This is a genomic window from Paenibacillus sp. FSL R7-0163 (assembly GCF_037969975.1).
GTDB classification, from domain to species: Bacteria; Bacillota; Bacilli; order Paenibacillales; family Paenibacillaceae; genus Paenibacillus_AQ; species Paenibacillus_AQ odorifer.
Genome location: NZ_CP150224.1, coordinates 5095204 through 5110350, shown reverse-complemented (window position 1 = coordinate 5110350; position 15147 = coordinate 5095204). Strand labels below are relative to the sequence as shown.

The 15147-nt window shown below is 46.4% G+C and carries 10 protein-coding genes and 1 riboswitch; of the genes, 9 read left to right on the top strand and 1 reads right to left on the bottom strand.

Going from position 1 to position 15147, the window contains the following annotated elements:
* The first annotated feature begins 10 nt into the window (after positions 1–10).
* The 9 genes from NST45_RS22545 (at position 11) to NST45_RS22505 (ending at position 13968) form a co-directional block, all read left to right on the top strand.
* Positions 11–868: a glycosyltransferase family 2 protein gene (locus tag NST45_RS22545; RefSeq protein ID WP_036676598.1), complete on the top strand. Its 858-nt coding sequence runs from the start codon at positions 11–13 to the stop codon at positions 866–868.
* Positions 855–2042: a glycosyltransferase family 4 protein gene (locus NST45_RS22540; protein WP_036676596.1), complete on the top strand. Its 1188-nt coding sequence runs from the start codon at positions 855–857 to the stop codon at positions 2040–2042. The genes NST45_RS22545 and NST45_RS22540 overlap by 14 nt, the downstream gene beginning before the upstream one ends.
* A complete protein-coding gene (locus NST45_RS22535; RefSeq protein ID WP_076104221.1) occupies positions 2042–3181 on the top strand; it encodes a glycosyltransferase family 4 protein in 1140 nt (379 codons plus the stop codon). The genes NST45_RS22540 and NST45_RS22535 overlap by 1 nt, the downstream gene beginning before the upstream one ends.
* Positions 3182–3242: 61 nt before the next feature.
* A complete protein-coding gene (locus NST45_RS22530; RefSeq protein ID WP_036676592.1) occupies positions 3243–4343 on the top strand; it encodes a glycosyltransferase in 1101 nt (366 codons plus the stop codon).
* A gap of 4 nt (positions 4344–4347) precedes the next feature.
* Positions 4348–5688, top strand: coding sequence for a UDP-glucose/GDP-mannose dehydrogenase family protein (locus tag NST45_RS22525; RefSeq protein ID WP_339823883.1), 1341 nt, complete (start codon positions 4348–4350; stop codon positions 5686–5688).
* A gap of 696 nt (positions 5689–6384) precedes the next feature.
* Positions 6385–7758 carry a sugar phosphate nucleotidyltransferase gene (locus NST45_RS22520; RefSeq protein WP_076104223.1) on the top strand — a complete coding sequence of 458 codons (1374 nt, stop codon included), beginning with the start codon at positions 6385–6387 and terminating at the stop codon, positions 7756–7758.
* 136 nt (positions 7759–7894) lie between these two features.
* Positions 7895–7974, top strand: a riboswitch (cyclic di-GMP riboswitch).
* A 12-nt stretch (positions 7975–7986) separates the two neighbouring features.
* Positions 7987–9537 (top strand): glycosyl hydrolase, encoded by a 1551-nt coding sequence (locus NST45_RS22515; protein ID WP_339823881.1) that lies wholly within the window; start codon positions 7987–7989, stop codon positions 9535–9537.
* A gap of 153 nt (positions 9538–9690) precedes the next feature.
* Complete coding sequence (locus NST45_RS22510) at positions 9691–11211, top strand: glycosyl hydrolase (protein ID WP_339823877.1); 1521 nt, start codon at positions 9691–9693, stop codon at positions 11209–11211.
* Positions 11212–11262: 51 nt separating this feature from the next.
* Positions 11263–13968 carry a discoidin domain-containing protein gene (locus NST45_RS22505; protein WP_339823874.1) on the top strand — a complete coding sequence of 902 codons (2706 nt, stop codon included), beginning with the start codon at positions 11263–11265 and terminating at the stop codon, positions 13966–13968.
* An 87-nt stretch (positions 13969–14055) separates the two neighbouring features.
* Here the strand turns inward: NST45_RS22505 and NST45_RS22500 are convergent, their stop codons facing one another.
* Positions 14056–15120 (bottom strand): GNAT family N-acetyltransferase, encoded by a 1065-nt coding sequence (locus tag NST45_RS22500; RefSeq protein ID WP_339823871.1) that lies wholly within the window; start codon positions 15118–15120, stop codon positions 14056–14058.
* Between the last annotated feature and the right edge of the window lie 27 nt (positions 15121–15147).

Below are 15147 nucleotides of genomic sequence, written 5' to 3'. Positions count from 1 at the left end.
GGAAACCTTCATGGATTCAATAAAAAGCGTGGTAGGCGGCCAAGGCAATTATCCAATATCGGCTGTCATCATCGCTCAGGATGACGAAGTTCGAATATCTAAGGCCATACAATCCTGCAGGTTATTCGCCGACGAGGTGGTTGTGATTGACGGAGGCAGCAAAGACGGGACAGTACAGCTTTCTGAAAGCTTGAATTGTCGAGTATACGTCAACCCTTGGCCCGGATATGCGAAACAGAGGGAGTTCGGAGTAGAACGCGCGGTTCATGATTGGGTCTTCCTTATTGATACTGACGAAGTGGTCAGCGACGAGTTGGCCGCAAGTATTCTTGAACTGAAACCGGGGCTTATGGATCAATCGGTTGCCTATTCTATCTACCGGATCGGTGATTTTATGGGCAGATGGCTGGATCGTGGCGAATATCTAGTGCGCCTATACAACCGCAAAGCATATGGAATTCGAAATAGCTTGGTGCACGAGATGCCCGAGGTCTCAGAAGAGCGAACCATACGTTTGACAGGAACCCTCTGGCATTATGGTTACCGCAGTATTAACGATCATGTGGCACGTTTCAATAAGTATACTGACTTGGAAGCTGAAAGTGCGTATGCCAAGGGCAAACGATTTCGGGTCAGTCATCTGCTGTTAAGACCACCAGCCCGTTTCCTGCAAAAGTATTTCTTACATGGGTTGTTCAAGAAGGGAATGTCAGGCTTCGGTGTATCCGTATTCTGGGTCATGTATGAATTCATGGTCGGCTTCAAGCATTACGAATTAATTAGATCGGGAAAGCTGACTCAGCACAATGCGAAGACGAGTCAGACCGAGAAGGAGAATAAAGGAGAGAGAAGCTATGCCGTACAGTGACGGATTGAACATTATGACGACAGGCCTTAGCTGGCCGTCGCTACAGCCGGGTGGGCTTAACACGTATTTCAAATCCGTTTGCGAGCAACTCTCCTCACGTAATCGGGTGCATGCGCTGATTTGCAGTCAAGAGACGCCTGCTACCCCTGAGGAATTGATTATTCACAATGCCGGAGATCCAAAAGATGGGATCTGGAAACGTAAGGATGCTTTCCAGCGTAAGGCGGCCGATCTGATGGGAGAGGGCAGTGGCCGTATAGATATTTTATACACTCACTTTGCTCCTTATGGTATTGGTCCAGCCTTGGAAGCAAAGAAACGTGGGATTCCTGTAGTAATGACTTTTCATGGCCCATGGAATGAAGAAATGAAAATCGAAGGCCAAGGCATTAAGCACCGGGTCAAAACAACCATCGCCAAATCCATTGAACATAGAGCCTATAAGCTTGCGGATAAGTTCATCGTGCTTAGTGAGACGTTCCGCGATATTCTCCATAAGCTGCACGGAGTGCCACTACACAAAATTATTGTGATTCCAGGCGCAGCTAATGTGGAACGTTTTATCCCCGCTACGAATCGATTGGCGATTCGCCGGACCTTGAATTTACCTGAGGGAGCAACAACCGTGCTGACTGTCCGGCGTTTGGTCAATCGGATGGGACTACTCCAGCTGCTTGAAGCCTGGAAGCAAGTTGCGGAGCGATTCCCAAATGCAATTCTGCTGATTGGTGGTAAAGGGCCGTTGCGGGGGGAACTGGAAGAAAAGATCGCCGACTATGGCTTAAGCAACAAGGTAAGGCTGCTAGGCTACATTCCTGATCATGAACTAGCCTCTTATTATCAGGCAGCGGACATGTTCGTGGTTCCCTCACAGGCATTGGAGGGCTTTGGATTGATTACCGTTGAAGCCTTATCTTCAGGATTGCCAGTGATGGCTACACCGATTGGCGGCAATAAGGAGATTTTGCAAGGCTTCCGGCCGGAATTGCTATTTAAGAGTTCAAGTAGCGACCACATGGCCGAAGGCATGATCCATATGCTTAGCAATCGAAAGCTGCTTCCGAGCCGTGATGAATGTAGAGAGCATGTACTAGAGAGATATACTTGGGAGCATGTTACGGATCAAGTAGAATCCGTGTTCCTACAAGCCTTAGGAGAGGAGGTGACCACGTAATGCTTAGAGTGGCCTATATAGATCACACTGCTAAATGGAGTGGTGGAGAAGTTGCCCTGTTTAACATCCTTACCCATATTGGAGAACAGATCGATCCACTGGTAATTCTGGCTGAGGATGGTGCGCTGGCTGAACGGCTACGTGAAAAAGGGATGGATGTCCGTATTATTCCGCTGGATGAGAGCATCAGAAGTCGTGGTAGAAATGCAGTCAACTTGGGAGCACCTGCTGCAGCCTTCAAGCTGTTGGCTTATGGCCGCAAGCTTGCGCCGCTCTTAAAAGCGGAGAAGGTAGATTGCGTGCACACCAATTCCCTGAAATCTGCATTATACGGAGCCATCGCTGCAAAAATAGCAGGCGTTCCATTGATCTGGCATATCCGGGATCATATTGGAGCCCCTTATTTAAAGCCTATCGTTGCCAAAGGAATTCGTTTGCTGTCGCGACTGCTCCCAAATGGAGTCATCGCGAATTCACATTCTACGCTGAATGCTTTGGAGCTGCCGCGTTCCAAAAAAACGCTGGTCGTATACTCCGCTTTCGCTAAAGCGATTGGTAATGGGATCGGCATGCGGGACCAGAAGAATTTTAACGTACTGCTAGTTGGTCGATTGGCGCATTGGAAAGGTCAGCATATTGTGCTGGAAGCCGCAAAAAGCTTTAAGAACGAACCTCGTGTGAAGTTCTGGCTGGCCGGAGACGCTCTGTTTGGAGAAGAGGCTTATAAGCAGGAATTGTTGCAAAAGATAAAAAACGACGAGCTTACTAATGTAAGCATGCTAGGGCATGTGGATGATATTCAAGGCCTTATGAATACTGCTGATTTACTGATTCACACTTCGGTAACTCCTGAGCCTTTTGGCCAAGTTATCGTTGAAGGAATGGCAGCGGGATTACCGGTGATCGCCTCCAATGAAGGCGGGCCGGTAGAAATTGTAGTTCAAGGTGAGACAGGATTACTGATAGAGCCTGGTGACGCGGCGATACTGGCAGACTCCATTAAATGGATGCTGGATCACCCAGAGGAAAGACGGCGGATGGCGGACAATGGGATGAAACGAGTGAAAGAGCATTTTGTTATCGAGAATACGGTCAAGGACATCGTTGACTACTATAAAGGTTTGTTGGCGGGCACCTGACAGATGATATGACGCGGTAATTCTGAAGATGATGCTCCATAAAACTTTGAGGATGATTCACATGAAAATTGCGATAGCGCACGATTACTTAATCCAAATGGGCGGCGCGGAAAGAGTGGTGGAAGTCTTTCATCACATGTATCCCGAGGCTCCAATCTACACAACGGTTTTTAACGGAAGCCGCCTTACTGACAATCTCAAAGATGCGGATATCCGTGCCTCCTGGCTGCAAAAGATTCCGGGAGTAAAGACCAATTTTAAAGGGGTGCTGCCACTTTATCCAATGGCCATCCGTGATTTGGACTTTCGCGGTTTCGATATCGTCCTGAGTTCCAGCAGTGCTTTTATGAAAAGTATTCAGGTTCCTAAACATACGTTTCATCTTTGTTACTGCCATACGCCTATGCGCTTCGCATGGGACTATGACACCTATATGGAACGTCAGTCGAATTCCGGGCTGTTCAAGAAAATGCTTAAGGTATACATGCAGCAGCTTAAAACGTGGGACCAACGGACTTCCAAAAATGTGAATCAGTTCGTAGCCAATTCTTCAGTAGTGAAGACGAGGATTCAGAATTATTATCACCGGGATGCAGATGTCATATTTCCACCGATTAATACAGCCCGGTTTACAAGCTCTTCTACCATTGGCGACTATTATTTAATTGTCTCCCGGCTTGTTTCCTACAAGCGGATTGATCTGGCGGTAGAGGCTTTCAATCGTAACGGTCTTAAGCTTTATATCGTAGGGGATGGACCGGATCGCAAGCGCCTCGAAGGCATGGCTAAGGATAATGTATCGTTTCTGGGCCGGCTAGAAGATGAGCAAGTGACTGGAATGATGGCACAGTGTCGAGCATTTATTTTTCCAGGAGAAGAGGACTTTGGAATTACACCGCTGGAAGCGAACGCTGCAGGAAGACCGGTAATTGCTTATCAAGCAGGTGGCGCACTAGATACTATTATTCCTTATGTAAATGGTGTGTTCTTTCAGCATCAAGAAGTGGAGGATCTACTTAAGGCTATTTATGAGGTAGAGTCTTACGCTTGGGATATCGATCAAATTATGGAGCATGCACGTAAATTCGATGAGCAGGCGTTTATGGTTAAGTTCAAGCAGTATGTTGAGCAGGCGTACGTCAATTTTCTAAAAGGAGGATGATTATATGAAGCTGACAGTAATCGGTACTGGGTATGTGGGTCTTGTATCTGGCGTGTGCTTTGCACTGGGCGGACATCATGTCATCTGTGTGGATAAGGACGAGGAAAAGATTAAGAAGCTGAAACAGATGGAATCGCCCATCTATGAGCCGGGAATCGAGGAACTGATTGAACTGAATCTTCGTGAGGAACGGTTATCTTTTTCTGCAGATCTTCAAGAGTCGGTGCGCCGTTCAGATATTATCATCCTTGCTGTAGGTACGCCATCACTGCCTAATGGTGAAGCAGACTTAACCTATATTGAGGGTGCAGCCGCTGAAATCGCTAAAGCGATGGAAGGGCACAAAATTATAATGACTAAATCTACAGTTCCAGTAGGGACAAATGAGAAAATCTCCAAAATGATCTCTAGCCATACCCATCATCCTTTTGATATCGTGTCTGCACCTGAGTTTTTACGTGAAGGCTCAGCGATTCGCGATACCCTCCATCCCGACAGAATTGTCATTGGTCTTGATAATCCAGAGCTGGAACCAACTATGCGCGAGCTTCATAAGGGTTTCACAGAAAATGTATTTGTAACAGATATACGCAGTGCTGAAATGATCAAATATGCTTCGAATGCATTTTTGGCCACGAAGATTTCCTTTATTAATGAGATCGCCAATATTTGTGAAAAAGTGGGAGCTGATGTAACCGAGGTAGCACAAGGAATGGGTATGGACCAAAGAATCGGGTCATCCTTCCTGCAGGCTGGCATCGGTTATGGAGGCTCCTGTTTCCCGAAAGACACTAATGCGCTCATTCAAATTGCGGGCAACGTCGATTACGAATTCAAATTATTGAAATCTGTAGTCGAAGTGAATAAGGGACAACGGTTTATGATCATCTCCAAGCTGCATGAATCACTTGGCAGCCTGCGCGGTTCGACGATTGGGATATGGGGGCTTGCCTTTAAGCCTAATACTGATGATGTCCGCGAAGCTCCCGCCAGAGAGATTGTTGAGGCACTGGTGGCTGAAGGGGCAACAGTCAAACTATATGATCCAATCGCAGCTACAAATTTCAGGCAGCAATATGATCATCCGCAGCTTCGCTGGTGCAATCTGCCTGAGGAAGCGGCTGAGGGCAGCGATGCCGTATGCCTCTTGACCGATTGGAGCCTACTCAAGGAGATTGATCTGCATCAGCTGGCGAAAAGCATGCGTAATGGGGTATTGATCGATGGACGCAACGTGTATTCCAAGGAGCAAATCGAGGGTACCGGCCTCGTTTATCATTCTGTCGGCCGCCCGCAGATGGGCGGATTGAGCGGTTATTCTGCTAGTGTGGCTGGAGCGGTTTAATCTAAGTTATATTGATTGAACTTGTGATTTTTCTATTTAGGGATGAGCCGTGACTCCAGAGAATGTTTGGACTTCCAGCCGCTGTTGTCTGCAGATTTCCTGATTTTAACCGCTGATAGCGGTAGAAATCCGCAGACAAAGGCGGATGCTATTGCTCCTCCAGTTCCAAAATTCTCTTCCGCCACTTCGTTCCCTTATTTTAAGGTTCTAAGCAATTTATAAAGTTAGGTACTCTGATTATATACCGCAGTAGCAGTAGCATTTGTAGTTGTCATTGTCTCTGTCTCTGTGGTGGCAACTAGTCTTGCTCTTGTAGTTGCAGTTGTTCTTGCAGTTGCAGCTGCCTCCCCCGGAGCAGAAGCAAATCTTTAGAAAAACGTGCTCGCTTCCGGCTGGTACAGCCCGGTGCGCATGGATCATTGTTAAAAAGTAGTTGGTTAGGTTAAGAACGGAAAGGGAATTTGGAACTGTAGAAACGGAGTGTTCGCCTTTATCCTCGGATTTCTACCGCGAGAAGCGGTCCAATCAGGAAATCTGAGGATAACAGCGATCGGAAGTCCAAAATCCCTTGGAGTGGTTCATACCTAATAAATTTTTTAAAAAATGCATCCGCTCGAACTAAGGCTAAGCGGAAGCTATACGTTTTGATAACAATTCCATTATGCTCGATTTCCATAATTCAAGGAGGTTCATTCTATGAAAATGGTACTTCTATCAGGCGGTTCAGGTAAACGGTTATGGCCGTTGTCTAACGACTCACGTTCAAAGCAATTTCTAAAGGTACTTGAAAGCCCTCAAGGTGAACCAGAATCCATGGTACAACGTGTCTGGAGACAGCTGGAGGAAGCAGGGATGGCAGAATCATCTTATCTGGCCACCGGCCGCGGCCAAGTAGAAATGATACAAAGCCAACTGGGAAGTCATGTGCCGATTATCGTTGAACCGGAGCGTCGGGATACTTTTCCGGCTATCGCCTTAACAGCTACCTATCTTTATTCAGTGGCAGGTGTTTCTCCAGCGGAGACGGTAGCAATATTGCCTGTTGACCCTTATGTAGAAGCATCCTTTTTCGATACCATAGCTATGCTTGAGGGGACCATGCTGGAAAGTGGAGCAAATCTGGCACTAATGGGTGTTGTTCCTGAACATGCCTCAGAGAAATACGGATATATTATTCCTACCGCTGAAGAGGCGGGGGGGAATGGTTTTATGAAGGTGAGTCACTTTCAAGAGAAACCAGACCGCATACAAGCAGAACAGCTCATCGAGCAAAATGCATTGTGGAATTGCGGAGTGTTTGCCTTCCGTTTAGGGTACTTGTTAGATATTTTGCAGCGTAAAGGGTTGCCTTTAGGATATGAAGAATTGCAGAAGCAGTATAAGCTATTGTCTTCCATCAGCTTTGATTATGAAGTGGTGGAGAAAGAAGAACATATTGTGGTGCAGCCGTATGATGGATTCTGGAAGGATCTTGGAACGTGGAATACGCTGACAGAGGAAATGAGCAGCAAGCATGTAGGAAAAGGTTTTGTGACGGCGGATTCTGAGGGGACTTGCTTGATTAATGAGCTGGACATTCCGATTACGGTAATTGGTGCGAAGGATCTGATCATTGCGGCTAGCCCGGATGGAATTCTAGTTACCCATAAAGCTGAGAGCCCACGGATTAAAGAAGTGCTGAAGACCTTTGAACAAAGACCGATGTACGAGGAACGCCGCTGGGGCCATTACAAAGTTATTGATTATGTGAAATATGATGAAGGCAATGAAGTGCTGACCAAACGGATTTTTATATCCGAGGGGAATAATATCAGCTATCAATTACATCGCAAGCGTAGTGAAATTTGGACAATCGTCAGCGGCGAAGCAAGTATTGTGCTGAATGAGAAAAAACATAATGTGAAGGCTGGGGACGTGGTACGTATACCGGAAGGAACGAAACACGCGATCCTTGCTTTGACGGATGTTGAGTTTATAGAGGTACAGACGGGGTCTGAATTAGTAGAAGAAGATAACATACGTATTACTTTAGACTGGAATGATATAGAACTACAACAATTCATTTCATAGGTCTAACCTATCTATTTAACCAATTCAAAATTTCTTGAAACAGGTAAATTGACTCAATTATCAAAAAAAGTCATAAAAACACTAAATATATCATTAATTGTCGTCGATACTTACGGTAAGAGAGATTATTTCTCTTAAATTGAAAAGGCAAACCTATCGAAAGGTAGGGACGCAAAGCTATAGGGCCTTCGAAAGAGTGGCAGCCTGGCTACCGAAAGGGAGATTATTTTGAAAGCTTACCGTACGTATCGATTGTTTGGTGCATTTATGTCACTCGTCCTGTTTCTGACTGCACTTCCGCTTGCTGTTGGAATTTCGCCGTCTATTGTCATAGCTGCTTCAAATTCTGGAACGCCAGTTACCCCAGGTGCCTCACCTGAAGCCGTAAAGCTGCTTAACTATTTTTACTCGATCTCAGGAAAAGGCATTATTGCTGGTCAACATGACTATTTAGAAAGTCCAGATGAAATTAACAATATGCTGAAGGGAACCAGCGGACAATATGCGGCTCTTCACGGTTATGAAATGGGTGCGATCAGTGGTCAGTCCGAAGCAACGATGGCTTGGCAACGTCAAAATGTGGTGAACAGCGCCATCAACTGGAATAAAGCGGGCGGGATCGTAGCTATGACTTTTCATGCTAACCTGCCGGGCACCTCTTATGACTGGGATAATGTGAAAAAAACACTTAGCCAGAGTGAGTTCGATAGTTACGTTACACCGGGTACTAAGCAATATAATAATCTGATCGCTGAGCTTGATAAGGTGGCAGTCTCTTTAAAAAGCTTGCGCGATGCCAATGTTCCGGTGCTTTGGAGACCCTATCATGAAATGAACGGGAACTGGTTCTGGTGGGGGAAGAAAAATAACTTTTCTAAACTATGGAATATAATGTATGACCGTTTTGTTAACGTTCATAAATTAAATAATCTGTTATGGGTATGGAGTCCGAATGCTCCCAATGTTTGGTCAGATCCTTATGCGCTAACTTATCCAGGTGCTGATAAAGTAGATATTCTGGCAGCAGATATATACGAAAATGATTACCAGCAAAAATACTATGACAGCTTGTTGAGTCTAGCCGCAGGCAAACCGATTGCGATCGGGGAGAATGGTGAAATGCCTAATCTGGAGAAGCTTCAGCAATCGCAAAGTAAATGGACGTATATGATGAGCTGGGGAAAAATGCTTTACGAAAATAACAGTGCAGACACAATCAAAATATTTATGAATAGCAACTACACCCTGACCAGAGATAAATTAAATACTGGTCTGGCTCCGACACCTAGCGCCGCACCAGCGCCGGCACCTTCCGAAGAAGAGGGGGAGGCAGCAATTCCTCTCGCGAAGGGGCTTGCAGGAGAGTATTACAACAACATGTTGTTGTCGGGAGCGGCAACTCTTAACAGAACTGATGCAATAATCGATTTCAATTGGCGGCAAGGATCGCCGGATGCCGCCCTCGGGATTGATCGTTTCTCCATACGTTGGAGCGGTAAAATTAAGCCATTATATGATGAGCAATATACATTTTACACTACCTCAGATGATGGCATCCGTGTCTGGGTGAATGGGGAATCCGTGATTGATAGTTGGACTAAGCAAAGTGGTACTGAGCGTAAGGGCACTATAACGCTGAAGGCTGGCCGGCTATACGATATCAAGGTGGAGTATTACGAGAATGAAGGCGATGCGAGAGTCCGCTTGATGTGGGAAAGTGCTAGTCAAGCTAAAGAGACAGTTCCAGCAAGTGCACTTTTTCTTCCGGATGTCTCCTGATTGATGAAAATTAAAGGTCGATCCTTAGTGGCTCTGCGTTATTGCAGAGCTACTAAGCTATAGTCCTCATTAGGTCAGAAGACGATTGTCCGATAACAGGTATGTTTATTTAGCACCTGTAGAGGCAGTACAGCTACCGAAAGGAGGATTTATTTGCGTAAATATTATAAGAAAAACAGATTGTTGTTTACTATGTTACCGGTGTTTATTATTTTTTCCTTGCTGCCTTGGGGAGAGGTTAAGAGTCTTCCGAAGGCTATGAGTGTTTCTTCCTCTTTACCTCCGGTTATACCCAGTAATCCATCGGCTTCTGAAGAGGCTAAGCAACTGCTGAGTAATTTGGTGAATCTACGTGGCAAAGGGATTTTGTCCGGCCAGCATGATTATCTAGAAAGCCCAGATGAACTGGTTCATAAGCTGAAGAATACTTCGGGACAAAATGCCGTTCTACATGGTTATGAATTAGGGGCGATTAATAATCAATCCGAAGGGACGATCGCAGAACAGCGGCAAGCAGTGATAGACAGTGCAATTGAATGGCATCACGAGGGTGGCATTGTAGCCATGACATTCCATCAGAGTTTGCCGGGAACATCTCCAGAATGGTCCAATGTAAACAGAAGTCTCAGTCAAGAGAAATTTAATGCTTATGTTACACCTGGGACAGCTCAGTATAAGAGGCTAATCTCAGATCTAGACGAGGTTGCTGGATATTTGGGACAATTGCGTGATGCCGGAGTTCCAGTCTTATGGCGACCTTACCATGAAATGAATGGCGGTTGGTTTTGGTGGGGGAAAAAGGACAATTTTTCAGAGCTTTGGAGTATTGTCTATGATCGTTTTGTAAACACACACAAGCTAAATAATCTACTGTGGGTATGGAATCCGAATGCGCCGAATGAATGGTCAGATCCTTATGCTGCATATTATCCCGGTGGGGATAAACTCGATGTTCTGGCTGCGGATATCTACAATAACGATTATAAGCAGTCCTACTATGAGGATCTGCTCGCATTGGCCGAGGGTAAACCTATCGGAATCGGGGAGAGCGGACAGCTGCCGAACCCGGATGTATTAACTGAGAAACAAAATAAATGGGTCTATATGATGACCTGGGGAAAATTACTGACAGAAAATAATACGCTACAGTCAATTAAAAGCTTTATGAAAGACTCGTTTATAGTATCGAGAGAGGACTATGTTCTCACAACAGGAGGTCCTTCGATAGCACCCGTAACTCCGGTAACCCTAACGGGTTTAACTGGAGAATACTATAACAATACTGATTTAGAGGGAGAAGCGGTACTTATCCGCGATGACCGTAAGATTGATTTTAATTGGCATGGTGCGTCACCTGCCTCAGGGATAAATGAAGATCACTTTTCTGTACGCTGGAAAGGGAAGCTCAAACCCAAATTCAGTGAGAAATATACAATTTCAGCATCCTCTGATGATGGAGTCCGTGTCTGGATTGACGGAAAGCTGATCATCGACAATTGGAAAAATCAAAGTGCAACCCTTCATAAAGGAAGTATCCCGCTCACAGCTGGAACGCTTTATGATATCCAAATTGAATATTATGAGAATGAAGGAGATGCCAATCTTCGTTTGCTATGGGAGAGTTTCAGCCAGAAGCAGCAGGTAATTCCACAAGGGGCATTGTTCCTTCCTTAATCTAATGAAATGATAGGGTAAGACATTCCGGAAGAAAGAGAGGACCTATGGATGGGAATAACGAGGAGAATATCTAATAGAAAAAATAAGATATCTGCAAACAAACCATTACTGTTATTACTAAAATTCGCCGCATTAACCGTCTTGTTTCTGTTGTCTGTCTCTGTCTTCGGAACGAATAGGACAAACGATTATAAGGTAGGTGCCAATATACCGAGACTATCTGCAGGAACTGATGCTGCAGCAGAAATACCGGATGGTACTGTGATCTGGAATCTGGGACAACATGATGGCTCAGCAGCTGAATTCGCTGCGAGTGGCACTTCTGGCAGCAAGAAGGACTTTAATGTTCCTTCTTCGGTGCTCAAATCATCGGCTCTGCAGAGCTTGCCTGCAGGCTTGAATGGAAAGACCCAGCCGGAATTAACGATCACATATCAGCTAAATAAGATCCCGGAGAATGGGGTCTTATTTAGCGTAGGTATTCTGGATGCGTATAAATCCGTGCCGCAAATGAGTGTGTTCTCCAATCATCAATTGTCGGGGATCATTCAAATTGCGGGCGTTGCTGGCACAGAAAGTGAATATAGCTTTCAAAAGACCTATGAATTATATATTCCCAAGGAGCAATTGAAGATAGGAACGAACGAATTGAAGCTGCAAACGGTTCGCTGTTTATATTGCAGTGACAAAGAAGACGAATATTCCTGGTGGACTTGGGATAATCTCCGTTTAGAGTCTCTTAACGCTCCAATTTCTGAGCCTATCCATGGCAGCTACACATTGACCGGAACAGTAGTGAATAATAAGCAATTTTATTTCGATGAAGGTGCAGTTACGCACTTGCCTTATGTTATCAAATGGCTAGGTATGGCTTATAGCGGCAATGTGATGCGAACCAGCTGTGCCAGCGATGTTGGGCGGTCCTGCTCGGATATGATGGAATATTACAAGGTGTTGCAGGATTACAACATGCAGGCGGTTGCTCTGTATTTGCATACTGGTGATATTAAGCTTAAGGCAGACGGATCGTTGCCCGCTGATGCAGAGAAAAAGCTGACGGATTATTTTGAGCAATATAGCCCCTATTTTCAATATTATGAGGTAGATAATGAGCCAGGATTATTCAATCGTTCTAAGGCAGTTAACTTGGCGATTGCGGACTGGCTAAATAAAAAGGGCAAGCAAATCGCGCCCCATTTACAAACTGTTGCTCCGGGCTGGGCGTATTGGCCGAGTTACAGTGAGGATTCCTGCGGTAATCAGAAGGGAACTGGGAAGGAATGTGGAGATCCGGATGGCTGGGAACGTGATCCAGAGCAACGTATGGAGCTGGAGAAGGTTACGGATTTGACCAATGGACATTCCTACGGGGACTCTTATATTTTTAGTAATGGAGGAAGCTTTACTGAGAATTTGAAGACCTTCACTGGCGCAGACAATGGACTCGGCAAAAAAATGCTGACCACTGAATTTGGTACTTCGGACAGTCATGTGGATGCCTATCAATACGGGGCAACGGAGCGGACAGCGGCTGTATTCGACCGGATCATGCGTGCGCATATTGGTTATGCGGATATGTTTGTGCAGCATGCTGCTTTTTTTAAGGATTTCAGTTTATTCAAATACGGGTTTAATTTAGAAGAGCATGATCCGGCGACCACAGAGATTTATTATACAAAAGAAAATGAGGATTCACGTGTCAGCATCATGAGAAGGCTCAGTCTTGCCTATGCTACGCATGGAGCTCCATTAACTTATCAAGTTGCCAACAAAGATGTGTTAGCCGACAAGCTGGTATATGTTCGGGCCGTGGATACTTCTACATTGAAGCCTCTTGCGGGAAGCGGAGCGACCTCAAATAAGGTGCTGGTTAATTTCGTTAACTTTGAGTCTACTCCACAAACTGTGAGTGTAAATGTGACTATGCCGAAAAACGGGGTGTATGAAGGGGAACGTTTTGGAAACGGGAATACGTATGAAAAAGCAAGAAGTTATGTAACAGGTAAAAAGGCTACTCCCACGTTAACTTTTACGGAGACACTTGCTCCAGGAGAGGCTGTGCAGTATATTTTGCAGCCTTCCTCTGAAGTAAAGCCGTCTGCCCCTAAAGGATTCAAAGCCGCAGCAACAAAAGGTTTAGCTGTAAAATTAAATTGGTTGGAGGCACCGGGAGCAAGCTACGAGCTGCTTCGTGCTGAAGGTAGCGGGGGGGGAATGAAGGTGGTAGCCACCGATGTGAAGCTTACAGAATACACGGATCATAATTTACGTGAAGGGACGTTATATACCTACGCGGTAAGGGTATCAGGTTCAAATCTACTTTCCGACAAAATTCAGATTACAGCCACCGGCCTGGTTCCTCTGGATCGGACAAAGTGGAAGGTAACCTCAAATGTGAATACGGTGGCATCAGCTCCAAGTCTGGCCATCGATGGGGATCGGCGCACGCGCTGGGATACGGGGAAACATCAGGTTTCTGGAGAGTATTTTCAGATTGATCTGGGTGAAGCACATGAAATTGAAAGAATAGATTTGGACAGCACGTTATCACCATTTGATTATCCAAGAGACTATGTAGTTTATATTTCTGACGATGCTCAAAACTGGAACAAACTCACCTCTGGAAAAGGCACGAAAGAGCTTACGAAGATAACCTTTTCTAAGGTAAAGACACGGTATATCAAAATTGTACAGACCGGAGCGGGCGGGAATTATTGGTCTATTCAAGAGCTACAGGTGTACTCCAGAGAATAAGCAATTATTTGAATTTATATAACTGTTAATAGAGCATACTAAATAACCTCAGCGGGATCATTCTCCCGCTGAGGTTATTTTTGTGCTTTAAATAAAATGGAGACCAGACATATAAGGTAATGGAATTGCCTCAGATTCCCCTGAGGAATCTGAGGTGCGAAGCGGGCTCGCTGGATCAAACAGCAGCGAGATCAGCTCCTTGTCGTCCACGGACGACAAGTCGAGGCTACGCTTGCGGCATACTTCCGTCTGCCGCAAAAGCGATTCCCGGTCTGCTATGCAGACCGTCCCGCTGTTCGCGCCGGCGCTTAAGGAGGCGCCGGCGTCCCGCAGAAGCGCGAGCAGGCTGCGCTCCTGCCACGGCACAGGCACTTGCAGCGTGCCAACGCCGCTGCACAGAGCCGCCTTGGCCAGCAACGCCGCTACCGCTTGCGGCTGGCCGGCCCAATCCACCGCCGTCGCTGGGCTCGGCGCCGGCACATCCGCCGCGGGCACAGCCATCGCGGCGAACCCCTCGATGCTGCCGTCCCGCACGGCTACGCGGGTGCGCTGGGACAAGCCCAGCACACCCGCGTAAGCCTCGGCACCCAACAGCAGCGCTAGCTCACCCGGACTGTACATCTGTCCGGCTTCGCGTTCATTCAGCAGCCGGTTGACGGCGAAGAAGTCGCCCGGCTGCATTGGCCGCAGCGTCCATTCTTCCCCTGCTGCGGCAGCAAGTGCGTGAGCCGAGCTTGCGTTCAGCTCGGCAAATTGCGTACCGCCGAACGGTACGCATCCCGCTCGGGTATACAGCGAGCGGTCACCCGAGACAAAGATAAGCGATGCGCCGGCATTCGCAGCATGGGTCTGGCATAGCTGTAGAAGCTGACCGGCTAGTCCCTGGCCGCGATAAGCAGGGTCTGTGCAAACTGCACCGATGGAGAATACGTTCAGGAGAGCTTCTCCAGTGCGGATCGTGGAGGGCACTAATCCCATAAAAGCAGCGATGTTACCGTCCTCGGCAACGGCTGCATAAGAGTGAGTGTAACCAGGGCTGAAAATCAGCGGAAACAGCTCTTTCATAGAAGTGTCGCCGGCTTTGCGAAAGATGGAATGGGCTAGAAGAGCGGCTTGATCCAGCTCCGCAGGTTTAATTAATCTCAATTGCATTTACAGTCAGCCTCCTTATATGTAAAT

What these genes read in the sequence shown, in the direction of transcription:
- NST45_RS22505 (WP_339823874.1), top strand. Translation starts at nt 11,263, where the DNA reads ATGGGAATAACGAGGAGAATATCTAATAGAAAAAATAAGATATCTGCA.
- NST45_RS22525 (WP_339823883.1), top strand. Translation starts at nt 4,348, where the DNA reads ATGAAGCTGACAGTAATCGGTACTGGGTATGTGGGTCTTGTATCTGGC.
- NST45_RS22530 (WP_036676592.1), top strand. Translation starts at nt 3,243, where the DNA reads ATGAAAATTGCGATAGCGCACGATTACTTAATCCAAATGGGCGGCGCG.
- NST45_RS22540 (WP_036676596.1), top strand. Translation starts at nt 855, where the DNA reads ATGCCGTACAGTGACGGATTGAACATTATGACGACAGGCCTTAGCTGG.
- NST45_RS22520 (WP_076104223.1), top strand. Translation starts at nt 6,385, where the DNA reads ATGAAAATGGTACTTCTATCAGGCGGTTCAGGTAAACGGTTATGGCCG.
- NST45_RS22545 (WP_036676598.1), top strand. Translation starts at nt 11, where the DNA reads ATGGATTCAATAAAAAGCGTGGTAGGCGGCCAAGGCAATTATCCAATA.
- NST45_RS22500 (WP_339823871.1), bottom strand. Translation starts at nt 15,120, where the DNA reads ATGCAATTGAGATTAATTAAACCTGCGGAGCTGGATCAAGCCGCTCTT.
- NST45_RS22535 (WP_076104221.1), top strand. Translation starts at nt 2,042, where the DNA reads ATGCTTAGAGTGGCCTATATAGATCACACTGCTAAATGGAGTGGTGGA.